The 18,942-nt window shown below is 39.6% G+C and carries 12 protein-coding genes; 6 read left to right on the top strand and 6 right to left on the bottom strand.

Annotation, left to right across the window (positions count from 1 at the left end):
* The first annotated feature begins 19 nt into the window (after window positions 1-19).
* From MUN53_RS08180 to MUN53_RS08165, 4 genes are read left to right on the top strand one after another with little or no spacing between them, the layout of a single operon-like run.
* The gene (locus MUN53_RS08180; protein ID WP_243324673.1) at window positions 20-586 is read left to right on the top strand and encodes a GNAT family N-acetyltransferase; all 567 of its coding nucleotides are present in this window, start codon (window positions 20-22) and stop codon (window positions 584-586) included.
* A 50-nt stretch (window positions 587-636) separates the two neighbouring features.
* Complete coding sequence (locus tag MUN53_RS08175) at window positions 637-1,836, top strand: argininosuccinate synthase (protein ID WP_022456976.1); 1,200 nt, start codon at window positions 637-639, stop codon at window positions 1,834-1,836.
* Window positions 1,833-2,801 (top strand): N-acetyl-gamma-glutamyl-phosphate reductase, encoded by a 969-nt coding sequence (gene argC, locus MUN53_RS08170; protein WP_022456975.1) that lies wholly within the window; start codon window positions 1,833-1,835, stop codon window positions 2,799-2,801. The genes MUN53_RS08175 and argC overlap by 4 nt, the downstream gene beginning before the upstream one ends.
* Before the next feature lie 20 nt (window positions 2,802-2,821).
* Entirely contained in the window at window positions 2,822-3,955 is a 1,134-nt protein-coding gene (locus MUN53_RS08165) for an aspartate aminotransferase family protein (protein WP_243324672.1), read from the top strand.
* A gap of 253 nt (window positions 3,956-4,208) precedes the next feature.
* Here MUN53_RS08165 and MUN53_RS08160 read toward each other — a convergent pair whose 3' ends face one another.
* From MUN53_RS08160 to MUN53_RS08150, 3 genes are all read right to left on the bottom strand, one after another.
* On the bottom strand, window positions 4,209-5,234 hold the full coding sequence (locus MUN53_RS08160; protein WP_243324671.1) for an endonuclease/exonuclease/phosphatase family protein: 1,026 nt from the start codon (window positions 5,232-5,234) through the stop codon (window positions 4,209-4,211).
* 25 nt (window positions 5,235-5,259) lie between these two features.
* Window positions 5,260-6,732, bottom strand: coding sequence for a hypothetical protein (locus MUN53_RS08155; RefSeq protein WP_243324668.1), 1,473 nt, complete (start codon window positions 6,730-6,732; stop codon window positions 5,260-5,262).
* A gap of 151 nt (window positions 6,733-6,883) precedes the next feature.
* Window positions 6,884-8,344, bottom strand: coding sequence for an aminoacyl-histidine dipeptidase (locus MUN53_RS08150; RefSeq protein WP_243324667.1), 1,461 nt, complete (start codon window positions 8,342-8,344; stop codon window positions 6,884-6,886).
* A 380-nt stretch (window positions 8,345-8,724) separates the two neighbouring features.
* On the opposite strand from MUN53_RS08150, the gene MUN53_RS08145 reads away from it, so the two are divergent.
* Together MUN53_RS08145 and eno are read left to right on the top strand one after the other, a co-directional pair.
* Entirely contained in the window at window positions 8,725-9,330 is a 606-nt protein-coding gene (locus MUN53_RS08145) for an OmpH family outer membrane protein (RefSeq protein WP_022456968.1), read from the top strand.
* 300 nt (window positions 9,331-9,630) lie between these two features.
* Window positions 9,631-10,911 carry a phosphopyruvate hydratase gene (gene eno, locus MUN53_RS08140; RefSeq protein ID WP_243324665.1) on the top strand — a complete coding sequence of 427 codons (1,281 nt, stop codon included), beginning with the start codon at window positions 9,631-9,633 and terminating at the stop codon, window positions 10,909-10,911.
* 97 nt (window positions 10,912-11,008) lie between these two features.
* Here eno and MUN53_RS08135 read toward each other — a convergent pair whose 3' ends face one another.
* From MUN53_RS08135 to MUN53_RS08125, 3 genes are all read right to left on the bottom strand, one after another.
* Window positions 11,009-14,533 carry a glycosyl hydrolase gene (locus tag MUN53_RS08135; RefSeq protein WP_243324663.1) on the bottom strand — a complete coding sequence of 1,175 codons (3,525 nt, stop codon included), beginning with the start codon at window positions 14,531-14,533 and terminating at the stop codon, window positions 11,009-11,011.
* A gap of 189 nt (window positions 14,534-14,722) precedes the next feature.
* Window positions 14,723-16,405: a right-handed parallel beta-helix repeat-containing protein gene (locus tag MUN53_RS08130; protein ID WP_243324662.1), complete on the bottom strand. Its 1,683-nt coding sequence runs from the start codon at window positions 16,403-16,405 to the stop codon at window positions 14,723-14,725.
* Window positions 16,406-16,420: 15 nt separating this feature from the next.
* Window positions 16,421-18,412 (bottom strand): hypothetical protein, encoded by a 1,992-nt coding sequence (locus MUN53_RS08125; protein WP_243324661.1) that lies wholly within the window; start codon window positions 18,410-18,412, stop codon window positions 16,421-16,423.
* Window positions 18,413-18,942: the final 530 nt, after the last annotated feature.

The following is an 18,942-nucleotide window of genomic DNA, read 5'->3' as shown; positions in this document are numbered from 1 at the left end:
ATAAGGTACAAATATAGAAATGGAACAAGAAAAACAAATTGATGTCATGATTGCAGAAGCCTCACACGAGGTGTATGTAGATACTATTCTCGAAACGATTGAGGCTGCCGCTAAAGTACGCGGAACAGGTATCGCTAAACGAACACACGAATATGTGGCACAAAAAATGAAAGAAGGGAAAGCTGTCATTGCCTTAGAAGGAGATAAATTTGCCGGTTTCAGCTACATTGAATCATGGGGAAACAAACAATATGTAACCACTTCCGGATTAATTGTTCATCCTGATTATCGTGGCTTGGGAATTGCCAAACGAATTAAAGAAATGACTTTCCAACTGGCAAGAATGAGATGGCCACATGCCAAGATTTTCAGTCTTACTTCGGGAGCTGCAGTGATGAAAATGAATACGGAATTAGGATACGTTCCCGTTACATTTGCTGACTTGACCGACGATGAAGCTTTTTGGAGAGGATGCCAAGGTTGCGTTAATCATGATATCTTAGAGCGTACGAACCGACGTTACTGTATTTGTACCGGTATGCTTTTTGATCCGGAAGTACCGCATCCTGACAAAATGGAGAAATAAAAACAGATTGTCTTAATAATTTAATTGCAAACAATAAATACATAATATATATGAAAAAGAAAGTAGTAGTCGCATTTAGTGGTGGGTTGGATACTTCATTCACAGTGATGTATCTGGCAAAAGAAAAAGGATATGAAGTATATGCAGCTTGTGCCAACACAGGTGGATTCAGTGAAGAACAACTGAAGAAGAACGAAGAAAATGCATATAAATTAGGTGCCGTAAAATATGTTACACTAGACGTAACGAAAGAATATTACGAGAAGAGTCTGAAATACATGATCTTCGGTAATGTATTGCGCAACGGTACTTATCCTATTTCAGTAAGTTCTGAACGAATCTTTCAAGCTTTAGCCATTGCACGTTATGCCAATGAGATCGGAGCTGATGCGATTGCTCATGGTTCAACAGGAGCAGGTAATGATCAGATCCGTTTTGATATGACATTCTTAGTATTGGCTCCTAATGTTGAAATCATCACACTGACACGTGATATGGCATTAAGTCGTGACTACGAAATCAACTACCTGAAAGAACACGGATTTGAAGCTGATTTCACTAAACTAAAATATTCATACAACGTAGGTTTATGGGGTACTTCCATCTGTGGAGGTGAAATTCTCGACTCTGCCCAAGGTTTACCCGAATCTGCGTATCTGAAACAAGTTACTAAAACGGGAAGCGAACAGCTCCGTCTGCAATTCAAGAAAGGAGAATTATGTGCTGTCAACGGAGAGACATTTGATGATCCGATCAAAGCTATCCAGAAAGTAGAAGAAATTGGTGCTGCCTATGGTATTGGTCGCGATATGCACGTAGGTGATACAATCATCGGTATTAAAGGACGCGTTGGCTTTGAAGCTGCAGCCCCGATGCTAATCATTGGAGCACACCGCTTCTTGGAGAAATATACATTAAGTAAGTGGCAACAGTATTGGAAAGATCAAGTAGCCAACTGGTATGGTATGTTCTTACATGAGAGTCAGTACTTGGAACCAGTTATGCGTGATATAGAAGCTATGTTGCAGGAATCACAGCGTAATGTAAATGGTACGGCTATTCTGGAACTTCGTCCGCTTTCATTCTCAACGGTTGGTGTTGAATCAGCAGATGATTTGGTTAAAACCAAATTTGGTGAATACGGAGAAATGCAAAAAGGTTGGACAGCAGAAGATGCCAAAGGATTTATCAAAGTTCTTTCTACTCCTTTACGTGTTTATTATACAAACCACAAAGAGGAGGAAATATGATTAAAGTTGGTATTATTGGAGGTGCAGGATATACAGCAGGCGAATTAATTCGTCTGCTGATTAATCACCCGGACGTTGAAATCGTTTTTATAAACAGTTCCAGTAATGCAGGAAATCTGATCACTGATGTCCACGAAGGACTCTATGGAGAAACAAACATGCGTTTCACTGGAGAGTTGCCATTAGACAGCATAGACTGTCTGTTCTTCTGTACGGCACATGGTGATACAAAGAAGTTTTTGGAAGCACATACTGTTCCGGAAAACGTAAAGATCATTGATCTTTCCATGGATTACCGTATCGAAAGTGAAGAACACGATTTCGTCTATGGACTACCCGAATTAAACCGTCGTCGGATCTGTGCTGCCAAGCACATTGCCAATCCAGGATGTTTTGCTACATGTATTCAATTAGGTATTTTGCCTTTAGCCAAGCACCTGATGTTGAATTCGGATTTACATGTCAATGCCATTACAGGTTCAACGGGAGCCGGCGTCAAGCCTTCTGCAACTTCACACTTCAGCTGGAGAAATGATAATATTTCGATTTATAAGCCATTTACACATCAACATTTGGCAGAAATCAAGCAAAGTTTAAGACAATTGCAGAATAGCTTTGATAGTAGTATCAACTTCATTCCTGTAAGAGGGAACTTCTCTCGTGGTATATTTGCAACAACCTATTTGGATTGTAAAATTGATTTGGAAGAAATCAAACGTATCTATGAGTCATATTACGAAGATCATTCTTTCACATTCGTAGTCGATAAGAATCCAGATTTGAAACAAGTTGTAAATACCAATAAATGCTTGATATATTTACAAAAATATGAAGATAAACTGCTGATTGTTTCCATGATCGACAACTTGTTAAAAGGTGCCAGCGGACAAGCAGTCCACAACATGAATCTGCTGTTTGGCTTAGAAGAAAAAGTCGGATTGCATCTCAAACCATCAGCTTTCTAACAAATAATAAATTAAAGCGTATGAAACTCTTTGATGTTTATCCTTTATTCAATATAGAGATCGTTAAAGGAAAAGGTTGCCATGTATGGGACAAAGAAGGTAACGAATATTTGGATCTTTACGGTGGCCACGCGGTTATTTCAGTCGGACATAGTCATCCAACATACGTAAAAGCAATCAGTGAACAAGTAAGTAAACTGGGATTTTATTCAAATTCTGTCATCAATAGCTTGCAGCAAACCTTGGCAGACAAGCTCGGTAAAGCTTCCGGTTATGATGAATACTCATTGTTCCTGATCAATTCTGGAGCTGAAGCCAATGAAAACGCGTTGAAACTGGCTTCTTTTCACAACGGGAAAAAACGTGTTTTGGCTTTCCAGCATTCATTCCACGGACGTACTTCTGCCGCTGTACGTGTAACAGATAATCCTAAAATCATTGCTCCGGTTAATGAAGGATTAGACGTTTCTTATTTACCGCTGAATGATAAGGCAGCTGTTGAAGCCGAATTAAAAAAAGGAGATGTTTCTTCTGTTATCATCGAAGGTATCCAAGGAGTTGGAGGTATTCAGGTACCAACTGATGATTTTCTGCAGGAATTGCGGTCACTATGTACAAAATATCAGGCCGTATTGATTATTGATGAAATTCAGTCGGGTTATGGACGTAGTGGTAAATTCTTTGCTCACCAGTATGCCGGAATACGTCCGGATATGATTACAGTAGCAAAAGGTATTGCGAATGGTTTCCCGATGGGCGCTGTCCTGATCAGTCCTATATTTAAACCTATATATGGTATGTTAGGAACTACATTTGGAGGTAACCACTTGGCTTGTGCTGCTGCTATTGCGGTATTAGACATCATGCACGACGAAGGTTTGGTTGCAAATGCCGAAAAAGTAGGTTCTTACTTGCTCGAAGAATTGCACAAACTCCCAGGTATCAAAGAAATTCGTGGACGTGGATTAATGATCGGTATCGAATTCGAAGAACCTATCAAAGAAATTCGTTCTAAATTATTGTTTGAACAAAAAGTATTTACAGGAGTTGCGGGAACTAATACAATCAGATTATTACCGCCATTATGTCTGAGCATGGAAGAAGCTGCTGAATTTATCAGCCGATTCCGCAAAGTTTTAGGAGTAAACGAATAATTCAGCTTTTGTATTCGATCGTTGAAAGACATATTTTTTCATTTTAAGTCACATCTGGTCTTCAGGTGTGACTACTTTTTATTTTTAAGTCACGAAAGAATAAAGAATGTGACCACTTTTTATTTTTAAGTCACAAAAGTATAAAGGATGTGACTCCTTTTCGTTTTTAAGTCAAGAAAGAGCAAAGAATGTGACTCCTTTTCATTTTTAAGTCACAAAAAAACAATGAATGTGACTTCTTCTTGATTTTAAGTCACATTTTATTCCATTCAAACGTGACAACCAGTGGTAAATGATCACTATAACCTCCTTCATATTTAAAGCCATAATAGGTCCGAAACGGACGAACACCACGCCATGTCTTATCAGGGATCAGCAGAAAAGAAGGAGAAAACACCTGGTAACTATCCTTCTGTACATGCAATGCTTGATTTTCTTGCAGCAAAGCTCCATTCACAATAATATGGTCCAACTGATTCCATTCTCCTTGATACTTATGTGAACCTTTGGCATCGTAAAAAAGATTGTAGAGTTTATACTTCACTGGTTTGTTATCCGGAGAATAAGCTTTCGCTTCCAGTTCCTCTTCCAAAGATTCGTCCTGAGGAGTATCATTGAAATCTCCCATAATAAGTATCTTCGGATATTTCCGGCAATAGTATAACGAATCTGTACACTTCTTCAAGACTCCTATTGCATCCTTTCGGCGTTTTCTGCTAGCCAACTCACCTCCATATCTGGAAGGAAGATGACAAACAAATACATCCAACGTATCGATCGAAACAACTTCTCCCCAAACATGAAGAATGTTACGGGTAGGACGTTCTTTTCCGGTTGTCGGGACCCTTAATTCTTCCGAACCAAGCAAACGGAATTGCTCTCTCTGATAAAGTAATGCAACGTTTATTCCCCGTATATCGCAGCCATGTGTCATACAATACCGATAATCTTGTTTATAAAGAGGTGTCCTTCGTAACAAATGTTCCATTACAGAATCATTTTCGACTTCACATAGACCAACTAAAGCTAGTGCATTCCATTCTCCAGCCGCTTGAATCACCTGAGACACATGCTGTAACTTCCGGTAATAACGTCCTTTTGTCCAAAAACGATTTCCATCGGGTGTAAATTCATCGTCTTCCATCAACGGATTATTTTCCGTATCGAACAGATTCTCCACATTATAGCTCATCACCCGAAAAGTATTTTGAGCTTTTCCTAAAAAACAAGAAAAGGGCAAGAATACTCCCGCCCCAATCAGCAAACAGATAAATTTCATAGCTAAAGTTTTCTATTATTACAGCTTATTCTTTCACAAATTCATAGGCACCTATCGTCGGACCATCACTACTTTCCAGTCGATTTATTCCCAACCGATCTACCGGATAGTTCGCAGAGACAGCAGGATCGGCTTTTCCAACACCTAAAGAGATAACCGTGTCCGGACGGAAATCAAACTGATATTTATTGGCTTCGCCACCAGTTTTCCGATAACTAGGATAATTATCTTCTGTAGTAAACAAAGTCGACTCAAAACAACCATTATCACTTCCAACCGTTGTCAACACACAATGATTAAAATAATAATCAAAATCAGCCTCATCCACTGAAGACAATGCGATTTCTCCTGAAAGAGGATTCTTTCCGGCGCCAAAACTTCCATCTACTAGACAATTGTCAAAACGAGCTTTTAAAGGGACAACTTTATTTTCAGAATTTTGCATATAAGCATTAGCCATAACCAAACATTCTGTTGAACGTTGAACCAAACGCATATAATTGACCAACGAACAATGGGTAAACTGATAATCACCTCCGGCCAAGGCAACTACAGATCCTCCGGCATTGCTTATCTCGGTATTCGTCACCATTAATTTACTATTGATAGACGTCAAAACGTTTCCTTTCATGTTTGTAAGCTGAGAATTGGAAATTTCCAGTTTTGTATCCACAGGCTCTGAGGCTTCAATGGTAATGCCACTTGTTCCATTCCGGACAATTGTATGTTCCATCCGGTTTCCAAAGCTTCCCGATTTGAAGAAAATTCCTCCCCATTGTCCTGGAGTCCGATCGTATGGTAAAATATCATCCAAAACAAAATCCAAACGATCGCCACGTATCACAACCGGATTCTCCAACGATCCTTCAGAGATCAACCGACCAGAAACAACGATATTGGCTTTATCATGCATATATAAGGTTGCTCCTTCTGTCAAATACAAAGTTGCACCTTCGGCTACCATAATACTATCATATACCAGATGAGGCAAATCTGCTGTAAATGTTGTATCTTTCGTGATATGTAAACCTCCTTTATACAAATGCATATTCTGTCCGTAAGCCTCCAACAGAACTGTCTGTTTTCCGCCATTCGTCATAAAGACAACCGAATCTTCCACTAATAAAGGCTGATTAGAATCGTTCGGATTCACATTTACTTCAACAAAGACAAACATACTGTCTTCTGCCAAAATCCCTACGTTGTCAAAATAATCTCCTTTACGGCCATCCACATTCAAACGAAAACCCGATTCACCTCCACTAGCCAACATGATTGACTGTATATTCAAGGCTTCTTTATTCGGATTATAAACCATAAATTGTTTTGTTGCGGAACCTATCGTTGTAAAAACAGTATCAAAAGATAAAGTATCAACAGAGAATGACAAACGATAATTCGGATTCGTAGAATAATGTTCATCCAGCCCGTCACATGATGTACCTATCAATGAAAATAATGACAACAATCCTAATATAAGTAATGTTATTTTCTTCATATCTTTTCCAGTTAAGATTATTTTTCTACATACATTTATTCGCTATTCTTTCACAAAAGTAATATAAATTATGTAAATAGAAAAATAAAAAAGAGAAATTGCATGAATGATATTCATACAACTTCTCTTTTATAACGGATTAGATTGTAATTTATTTTACAGGAATATTCTTTAACAATTCAAGTAAATGACTCCACCACATACCAACAGTCTTGATTTCTATTCTTTCATTTGGTGAATGAACATCACGCAATGTCGGACCAAATGATATCATATCCAGTGTAGGATACTTTTCCAAGAACAAGCCACATTCAAGACCTGCATGAATAGCCATAATTTCCGGCTGCTTATGGAATAGACGTTCGTATGTTTCCTGAGCAACTTTCAGAATAACAGAATCCGGATTCGGAGCCCAACCAGGGTAACCATCTCCATGAGAAACCTCTGCTCCTGCCAGCAGGAAGGTTGAAGCAACCTGATTAGCAGCCATTTCCTTATATGATTCTATTGAGCTTCGCTGACTGGTTCCTACTAAAATTGTATGATTCTCTTTCATCTTGATAGAAGCCAGATTAGTAGAAGTTTCAACAAGTCCTTCGATATCATGACTCATACCTAATACACCATGAGGACACGCATGCATTGCATAAATAACTTTTTCGGCTGTTGCAGAATCAATATAAGTTTCAGGCTTATCCGTTGATTCCATTACCAAACGGACATTCTTATCTACATGCTTCAATTCATTTTCGACATCTGCCGCAAAATGATTTAATAAAATCCGCACAGTTTCTTTATCTTCAGGACGAAGACCAACCACTGCATGAGCTTCACGAGCGATGGCATTCCGCAAATTACCGCCATCAATCGAACAAAGTAAGAAATCTATCTTATTTTTCTTCAATAAGAACAAGAAGCGAACCAATAATTTATTGGCATTACCCAATCCTTTATGTATTTCACCACCAGAATGTCCTCCATTTAATCCCTTTACATCAATTCGGAAATATTGACGATCTGCCGGAGTTTGTTCTGCCTGATAATGGAATAATGCTTGCGTATCTTTACCACCAGCACAGCCCATAAAAATCTGTCCTTCATCTTCACTATCCAGATTCAGCAGGATATTACCGGTCATGAATCCGGATTTCAAAGCCTTTGCTCCTGTCAAACCTGTCTCTTCATCAATCGTAAACAAGCATTCAATTGGACCATGCTCGATATTGTCCGAAGCTAACAAAGCCAATTCAGCAGCAACTCCAATACCGTTATCAGCACCTAAGGTTGTTCCGTTAGCCCGAAGCCAGTTGCCGTCAACAATAGTCTCAATCGGATCTTTCTCAAAATCATGTTGGGTACCATTATTCTTTTCACACACCATATCGACATGCGATTGCAAAACGACTGTTTCCCGATTCTCCATACCCGGAGTGGCGGGTTTAGACATTACGATATTACCCACTTCATCCTTCTTATAGACTATATGATTCTTCTGAGCAAAATCTTCCAAATAGGCAATAATCTTCTCTTCCTTTTTGGATGGACGTGGAACTTTTGTAATCTCATCAAAATATTTCCACACAATCTGAGGTTCTAAATCTGTTATTTTCATTTCTTTTCAGGTATTAATAACGTTAATTATACACACAAATTGAACTTATTATCGAAAAAAAGTAGAATTAAATTGGAAAAATCTACTTTATAATCGGTGAAAGCCTTATATTTGCGTCCACAAATATATAGAAAATGCTAAAAACGTTATTGCTTACATTCATAATTATTGTAATCTGTGTAGTATTACTTTGTGTGAAAGTGCTCCTGAAAAAAGGCGGACGCTTCCCGAACACTCATATTGAAGGGAATAAAGCTTTGGCCAAGAAAGGCATATATTGTGCTAAGACAGAGCATCGTTTGCAAGTTCAGCATAAGAATCTATATGATAGATTGGAAAAACAAACTGATAAAAAATAAAAAGATAATATTTTACATTTTATGAAGAACGTTAACTACATTATCAATGGTGTACTAGCTGTTGCCGTTGTGATTCTGTTTGTCATGCAATTTTCAGGAAAGAAAGAAGTTAGTGAAACTAAAGCAGTTGCCACTGAAACAGGGGATACGATTTCTACCCTTCCTGTAGCGTATGTCAACGTTGATTCTCTGCTGGAGAATTATAATTATGCAAAAGATTTGAATGAAATCATTTTGAAAAAGGCTGAAAATTCAAGGGCTAATGTGAACCAGAAGGCAGCCTCCCTGCAAAGTGAAATGCAAGAATTCCAACGGAAAATAGCCAATAATGCGTTTTTAACTCAGGAAAGAGCAGAACAAGAACAACAGCGCTTACTGAACAAACGTCAGGAACTTCAGGATCTTGACAACCGCCTTTCACAAGAGTTGATGGAAGAACAGCAAAAATTAAACGAACAATTACGTGATTCTATCGTTTCTCAATTAAAAGTATTCAATCAGAGCCGTGGTTTCCAAGTGGTATTCAGCAATACAGCAGGCGACAATATTCTTTTAGCAAACGACGCTTATGATATCACTGCTGAATTATTGGAATATTTGAACAAAAACTACGCAACTAAGAAATAATTTAGAAGTAACGAGAATCGATTTTAATACTCACTAGAATTAAAATTAATTCCAACGAATATCGTTTGACCAAGTCAAAACAAATAAATTTATATGAAGGCTATTTTCCTCACAAAGGGAAATAGCCTTTTTTGTATTTACTCTCTCCGATTATTTCTTTCCTCTCTAATATCCATATTGTCTCCCCCTATAAAAATACCTAAATAAAGGGAGGCTTAAGAACTAAATATCATCATAAATAGTTATTTAGAAACAAGAGATGGCAAACTATCTTTGCCAAACAAATTAATTAAAGTAATTATGAGAATAGAAAAAATTACAGGCCGTGAAATATTGGATTCAAGAGGCAATCCAACAGTTGAAGTAGATGTATTACTGGAATCAGGAGTAATGGGACGAGCATCTGTACCTTCCGGAGCATCAACAGGCGAACATGAAGCGCTAGAACTACGGGATCAAGACAAATACCGATATGGAGGTAAAGGCGTTCTGAAAGCTGTCAAAAATGTCAACGACGTGATTGCTCCAGCCTTAAAAGGAATGTCAGTATTAGACCAAATGGGTATTGACAACGCCATGCTGGCTTTGGACGGAACTCCTACCAAATCCAATCTGGGAGCCAATGCCATTTTAGGAGTATCCCTGGCAGTTGCCAAAGCGGCAGCCAATTATCTGGATATTCCTTTATACCGCTACATTGGCGGAACCAATACCTGTGTAATGCCGGTTCCGATGATGAATATCATCAATGGTGGTTCACATAGCGATGCTCCGATAGCTTTTCAGGAATTTATGATCCGCCCAGTTGGAGCCAATTCATTCCACGAAGGATTGCGAATGGGAGCAGAAGTATTTCATGCCTTGAAGAAAGTATTGCATAATAGAGGATTAAGTACGGCTGTAGGAGACGAAGGTGGTTTTGCTCCGGCATTGGAAGGAACAGAAGATGCCTTGAATTCAATTTTGAAAGCCATCGAAGCAGCCGGATACAAACCGGGTAAAGACGTTATGATTGGTATGGATTGTGCCTCTTCCGAATTCTACAAAGACGGAGTTTATGACTATACCATCTTTGAAGGAGAGAAGGGCGTGAAACGCACATCCGACGAACAGATTGACTATCTGGAAAAGCTTATCAACACCTACCCGATTGATTCGATTGAAGATGGTATGAGTGAGAATGATTGGGCTGGCTGGAAAAAACTGACCGAACGCATTGGAGATCGTTGCCAATTGGTAGGAGATGATTTGTTTGTTACCAACGTTGAATTCTTATCTAAGGGAATTCAGAAAGGATGTGCCAACTCTATCCTGATCAAGGTTAATCAGATCGGATCACTGACTGAAACGCTTAACGCAATCGAAATGGCACATCGACATGGCTATACAACAGTAACTTCTCATCGTTCAGGCGAAACGGAAGATGCAACCATTGCAGACATCGCTGTAGCAACCAACAGCGGTCAGATTAAAACCGGTTCGTTGAGCCGCTCAGACCGTATGGCTAAATACAACCAACTGTTACGTATTGAAGAGGAATTGGGAGAACGCGCTGTATATGGTTACAAGCGATTGAAATAAAACAGGTAAATCATCATTTGAGATTTAGTTATAAAAAAGCCCGAAGGTGTAATAATCTCCGGGCTTTTTCATGGTTTATCAGTAATGATACGATTTGTTATTTCATCAACAATTGCGGAGTACCTAAAATACCGGATGTGACTTCTCCTCGATACATGGTAGGTATCGACAAATAATGCGTAGCAACCGTATTATAAACTCGAATTTCAAACAAATTCTTTCCAGGCTTCAATACTCCAGATAAATCAAATTTCCAAGGAGCGGCCATACGCAAACCCACAGATTTTCCATTGACAAACAACTCTGCCGTAGAAACAACATCTCCTAAATCAAGTGTTAATGCGCGCTCACATTCTTCTTTCGTCAACTCGATTTCCTTTCGATACCACATACCTCCTGAATAACAGTTAAGACCGGATAAACGGCTCCAATCACCTAACTCAATCTCGCCCTTGCCACAATGTTGCTGGATCGGATAAGGGAAAACGGCGCCTCCTGGATAAGAACTTTCAACTTCCATAGTTATCAATGCCGGAGATTTTCTTGCTTCCCCTTTCACTTCGAATGAAGTCAATCCATCCTTTCGGGTTGTTCCTTCTTTTACCTGGGCCGGTTCACCATTAATCCAGACTTTCAGTTGGGAAGTATAAGCCGAAAACGACAGTGATTGTAATCCCGGTGCCGAAACAAAACGATAGTACTGTTTCGAAGAATGGGAAGGAGAGATAAAAGGAAGAAGAGATAAATCGCCGTTCCATGGCATCGAAAGAGGACGTTCGGCCAAGGTCTCTTCCACCATCTGCCCTTTCTTATCAGGATCACGCAACAAGAAATAAGTGGTGCAAGCTCCTTGATAATGAAGGATCATCCGGTTTTTACCCGATTGTAAAGATATACGTTCCCCATTTTTCCTGATAGGTATCTTCTTACCGTTAATCCAAACATCCATCGGAAGAATCGTATCACATACAACTTCATACATACCTGCTTGCGGAGCTACCACATCTGTCAAAAGATAATAATGCTTTCCTCTCGGATCATCCACCCGTTTTAGCTGAGTAAACTCATCCTTTATACTTCCCAAACGAATGAAATCAGCATACATTTCGGTTTTCAACCCATGATATCCTTGATGCCCATAATCGTTTTCTACACCCCAACGCCAAGAAAAGGCATAAGGTTTCCAAGGGAAACGAGAAGTATTTTGCAGCAAATCTGTCTCATCAATTGGTTGGGAAAGAGCTTCCAAGCAAATCATATAATCCCCGAATCCTACGCTTTGTTCGGTCCAACCTCTTGTTTCCCATAAAGCAGTATTCCAATTGTCGGAGACTTGCGTGGCATAATCCATCTTACGAATCTCGGCTCCTATCAACGCAGGTGTGGCCGGCCAATGATAATCTCCCCAACGATTATCCAACACGGGGATCAGTTCTGTTTCCCATTTCCCGGAAATAGGATACGTAGTTGTTGGAACAACCGGATGAACATCTTCTATTTTTGCCGGTTTATTCGGATCAAACACGATCAGTTGCATTTCAGTCTTCTCTAATGGCATACGGATATACGAACCTTCTTCGTCAGTTTGACAAACAGATAACGGTTGAACTTCTCCCGTCCAAGGATTCCATAATTCTGCTCCACCTAAACTCCTGAAATAACATTTGGCTCCTTTATCTACATGATAAACTGCATACAAATCCCGATGACCTACTTTCCGATGCATGACATTGGGTTCATCAATCTTCCCCTCAACAATAGCAAAGTCACGTTTCGTAGCCTGATTCACCTCGCTTAACACCAATGAAGCTGGAGTCACTATCTGTTCTGCCACCAAACGCAGCATAGTTTCATCGGCTTCACCCTGTTCTGTTGCATTAGGTAAACGATTTACCCAAATAACAGTTCCACCGGCTTTCTGAAAAGCAACAGCTTTCTCAATGGAAGTCGAACGTATCGTTTCCATTTCTGGTACAATCAATACTCGAAAAGATTCACCTGCCACTTGCAATTCAGAACCTTTAATCTCGGCCCGAGCCAATGATTCATAATCCATAAAATCAAAATCAATTCCCTGATGATAGAGCTCTTCTCCTAATTTAAATGCACAGTCAACCGATGCCCGTCCATTTCCGGCCACAACCGGCTCAACAGGATACAACATAGCAACATCAGCACAGTGATAACCTTGGGATAAAAGATAACTCAATCGTTCAGAACAAGCCAACAGTTTATCCATTTCGGCCCAATAAGGCATACGAAAATGGTTACAAGGTGGTGCCCATTCCCACCATCCGCCCGGTGTAGAATAATATAAACCATGTAAACTCAGCAAATTCTGTCCTTGTACAAAATTGGCAAAAATAGCATCCAGCAACTTACCGGAAGAAGTATCCCAACCACTACTGTGGAAACCTTCAAGCCAAACTCGAGGGCGATTGTACATATGGGCTATTGAAGATGCCACTTTGTTCTTGATAATATGCTTTGATAACTTCGGCTGATCGCAACCCGGACCTTGATTCCAGCGTTGGGTACGGAAATAATCTCCAAACTCAGCCACATCAAGTCCTCGTCCGCCATGGTCACAACCGTAAATCAATCCCCTGTCTTCATGCCAGCGATATACCGGTTCAAAGAAATGTTCTTCACTCAATGAAACCATCACATCGTTGTAATCCAAACGATATTTAGATGTTTTCTCTCCCATATCCACAAATAAGGCCGACAAATACGGCACAATGTCGTAACCTTTCCGTTTCTTAAACTCCGACTGGAAATAATCATCCCAAATTAAATTTCCTAACTGGAAGTTCAATTCATCAGAGAAAAAGAAATTCAATCCACCTTTTGAATCTTCCGGAAAACGATCTTCAAAACGCTGGAAAAAATATTCCACATATTTTTTCCCAGACAAAGGATGCATCGGATTGTAAGAAAGACTTTTGGGAGAAGCATATACAACTGTTACCAACCATTCTCCTGCCGGCGATTTCCAATTCAACGATTTACCAGAACAAGAAGATTCCAAATTGATCACAGACGAAGCGATCAAAGAACTATCTTTCTCAAAACGATAAGCTTGTACGGAAAGAGGTTTCTCCGGTAACTCCCAATGTAATGATCCACTCACTCTTTTCTTCATGAAACGCAACTCGCTTCCGGAAATTTCAGGATAATCAGCTAAGATTTCATCCACATACTGTTCCTGACCAACGCCCAAAGTATAATCACTCAAGCTAACGGTCATTCCACGCTTCTTGGCTTCACGCATGAACCAACCGAACAAATCCCACCATTCCTCCGTAAAGATTTCCGGTTTAGATTTAAACGTTAGTCCCCATAACTTACCTCCTTTGTCACTATGTGCATAATTGACTTGCAAACTACTGATTCCTTTATTTTTCAGCAAATCTAAATGCCCAGTCAGATGTTCACGTGTCAGCGTATCACCCAACCACCAATAAAAAGGAACTTCCCCATAACCAGACGGAGGATTCTGAAATCCTGGAAGCACATCCAAATCCTTATCCCGACTTGGATGTCCTGCTGGAAGAATAGATTGCGCTACCATTGAGGCAGAAAGCACCATCATCCCCCACAAAAAGAGTAATTTTTTCATTTGACTTTTATTATTATCAGTTTGACATACATAAAATCAACACTCTATATTCAACATCATTTCCTTTCCAAAATACGCCGGCTTTTTCTTCAAATACGCCGGCTTTTGATGAAAAGCTGGCGTATTTGAAAACAAAAGTAACGGGATTTAAAAATGATTCCCGTTACTTTCTTTTTCAATTCTCGTTACTTATTCTTCCAATAGTACCTGGTCTGCACTATGATATTTATATGCCTGCTTACACCCGGTGATTTTATTCCCCTGCAATAATACATCTTTTGCATTACCCACATAGATACCACAATCATTTCCTTCTCCAGCAATCAAATTGTCGGTTATCTTTATATCTTCATGCAGATATTCCTTTCCTGTATCTTCTGCTTCGATGATAACAGCAATCCCGGCAGCACCGGCCTGACTTCCGGCACCTTTGCCACACCCCATCATCACATTGTCGGTTACCAATACATGCTTAGCATGAGTTCCTTCGTGCCAATAAGCTTCTGCTCCTATATGAATTGCCGTGCCCGTACAATTCCGAAAAACATTGCTCCGAATAGTTACGTTTCGGGTCTTCACCAAGATACCACGGGCCAGATGGCTGTTTATCACCGAATTTTCAAATATCAGTTGAGGAAGTTTCGTCACATTCATCAGATAATAGTCTGAGATATTTTCCGGCAATGGATCTGATAAAGTAACATGAACTTGAGTTTCCGGAATCGAATGCCGGACATCCTTTACTTTATATGTTTGTACAGGTTTTAATGTCCGTATTTCAACCAGTTCCATTTCGTCCCCAACTCTTGGGACATCCGCCACTTGTGCGTGCGTATAAGTTCCTGCTTTTACTTCCAGATCCGCACTATTTCCTTCCGCTCTAATTATTGTCTGATAATAACCATGAACATTTGTCGCATCATCTCCCTGACCTTGGAAATAACACCCTTGGAAATGCAATACACCTTCACAACAGGCAAAATGTGTTGCATCGGTATTGGTGGACTGGTAATAACTAGAAGACGGACGGATTGACAGGCGTTTTATAAAAATGTCCTTGCTGTCGAAACCGACAATCCCCATACCTGGCTGAGCATGAATCGTAACATCCTCCAGGCAAGTTGATACAGATCTATAAACCAATATGGCCGGACGAAAATGGAATGAATTTAAGGCTGTGGCATTACTTCCTTTCAATGTTTGTGGAAGAGAATGATAAAAACGGACTTTATTGCCTCCCAACAATTCTCTTTTCGGGAAATAAATCGGCTCCGGATACAACCGGTTCTTTTCTTTATCCCAAAACGTCATCCGCGTCAGAGGCATTTTTTCCGTGACAATCTTATCCTCTCCAAATTGGACATCAAAATAATCAGATGTGATCTCTACTATATCACCAGACACAAACGGTTTTCGTTTATAATCAATCGTGATACCTTTTACGGTAACATCTTCACACTGATCCAAAGAGATTGGTTCCATCCAACCCTCACACAATAAAGTTGCCTGATCAGCCAAAACTGTTACCTGTTTAGCTCCGGTGAAATCCAATCCCTTCACATATGGATAATAAGGCGTATAAATGACTTTTTCTGGATTTTCTCCCATCTCGCCATTCAGCACCTTCGTTTCCAAGGTTATGGCCTCTTTATCTTTTAATTCATAAATACCTTTCGGAAAATATAAAGTCGTTCCCGGATGTTCACAGGCATAAGCAACGGCTCTTCTTAATGCCCGGGTATCGTCTTTACCGTCATCCGGACGGGCACCCATATCTGTTACATTAATCATCTTATCTTGGCCAGAAGCCATTACCAAATGACAAGCCAAGATACTCAAAACAGAAAACAGTATATATCTTCTTTTATTCATCTTTATAGATTCAATTTATAATTTAACCATCAAACTATCTCCTTCCTTGATAGTCTTCTTCATACACACTTTACCTTGATTCAGTACGGTAATTTGTAACTTCTCTCCTGCTCTTTGGATTTCTACATCAAATGAAGAACCAAATGCCTGAATTTTATGCAAACTCATCTGATTCCATTCTGCCGGTAAACGAGGAGTCAAGACAAACGATTTAAATCCCGTTGGACGAATACCAAACATACCTTCTGTAATGATCCGGCAATACAATCCACTTTCAGCCGATAAATGCCGCTGATTACCTTCCGGCCATGCTTCAATGGCATAAGGGATATGTTCGCCCAACAATCGCTGACCGGAATAAAACTTCAGATATTCCGTAGCCTTTTCTGTTTCTCCACACGCATACACACCTCGAAGCGCATATAAAGTAGAGCGGTCCCAAAACGTTTCACTACCAGCTTGTGTCAGAAGTCCGTTCTCAGTCCATAAACGAGGAGAAAACAACGCCCGTACAGTTTCCTCTTTCCGATCAAAAATATTCACCGTCAAAGGGATACAAATCCACGAACGTAACACATCATTTCCTTTATAATATTGATACGTTTGGAAACCTTCAACTTCTGCCCCAAAATACTTTTCGATATTTGCCTTCAGAGACTTAGCCTGACTGGTATACTGTTTCAGTAACTTCCCCTCTTTCTTCAATTCTTTTCCCAAATACACTGCCGAATTCAAGGCATCATAATACAAAGACGAAGTACACAAATTCGCATCACCTGCCGGAAAACGTCCTTCCAATTCATCCGAATCAGATGCGACTACTCCGTCAGCATTCACCTTCCGATGACAATATTCCAAACACCATTCAATAAGTGGCCATAACTGCTCGGCTTCCTCTTTACTTCCTCTCTCCAAAGCATATCGTGATGCACCATAAGCAATCATAGCAGCGTCACCACGATCACCCGCTCCACCCCAGACATCCGCTCCTTCAGCAATAATCGAACTAGGCAGAGGTTTATACGCATCATTCATAAAACGGGCAAACTGCAAATAAGCATTCAATGCCGATTGATTTCCTTTATCATATCCCAAAAACGGGAAGAAAGGATTGATATATTCAGCCTGGTCGTTTGCCCAAATCGCTGCATAATAAGATTCTCCACCCGGACCATGCAACAATCCGCAAGCGGTATCATAGATACTTTCTGCTCCTCTGATTTTAGCAAAGGCAAACATTGTATTGATCACCGGATCTGGAGTATTCAACACCAACTTTCCCCACAACTCCTGAATGAAAGCCTGACGTTTGCTTAATTCACGCTCTATATCAGGAATCACTTCCGGCTCCCCCTGTTCATATCCCACCGTATAAACATAAAAAGAAACAGACTGTCCAGGTTGCAATGAAGTATATGCTGCTCCGTTCAATGCCTGAATAATCCGGTAACTACCATTCACGCCTTTCTCTGCAGCAGTCGTCATTACATTCTTAACCTGATTAATCTCGACAGTAACAGCTTTATTACCCTTATTCTCCAATACATATTTCTCACAAAACATCGGTTGGGCTATAGAAGGAAATAAGATACGCGTCAAGCCAACTACACCTTGTCGGGTAGATAAATCACTTTCCACTTCCATCGTTCCATCCAAAGAGATCCGACGTACCTGTTCCTTTATCTGAGCATTATTAATCAACACATTCTCCAGCGGATTCCAACCCAATTTTCGCATCAGACTTGCATGGGTATCATTCGGAATCGTTCTCAGCATTGGCCAAACCATACCTCTGTTCAAAAGAAAATTTCCCTCATCATCAACACCATAACGAACCACTGTTGAGACTTTTAAGCCACTCATCTCAATATGATCACTATGAGCGTTATCTCCCGATTTTACTTCCCAAGAGATTCCTCCATCCTGATTCAAATACCATCGCTGCTGGGCATATATACCCACTGAATAACTAAATACTAAACAAATAAACAATACTACTTTTTTCATGGATAATTATCTTTATGTTATTGAAAGGTAAAGTTATGTTTTTTATTGGATTCTCTTTCTTCAAGAGAAAAGAATCACGATAATATTTCTCTCAGTATATCTTCTCTAGCTTAACAAACATGCTTTAATAGTCTTCATAGTAAAAAAGTCAAGAGATTTCACACCCTTCACAGTAATTCACTGAATATTATTTATATAGAGGGGTGTGTGAACCCTTGTTTGGAATTTGGGATGTGGGGAAAAGATGATATTTGAAAGAGAATATATTTTATTTTTGCCATATTGAAAAGTTATATATACATGTTAGTTCACTTTATATCCAATGAAGGCAATAATACTATATAAGCAAATAAGCCTCTGTCTCTACACAAAATTATATAAGAGACAGAGGTTGATTAACACGAAAAACATATTTTCATCCTTAATTCCGCAACACTATAATTTAACTTTATTTATAAGTTCCTGAGCAACAAAAAGTTGCCCAGGATTTTGCCATGTCAGAATTTTCACTTATCTTAGTGTTGCAAAAA

The sequence above is a fragment of the Parabacteroides faecalis genome (assembly GCF_022809355.1).
Taxonomy (GTDB): Bacteria; Bacteroidota; Bacteroidia; order Bacteroidales; family Tannerellaceae; genus Parabacteroides; species Parabacteroides faecalis.
This window is presented reverse-complemented; position numbering and strand designations above follow the sequence as displayed.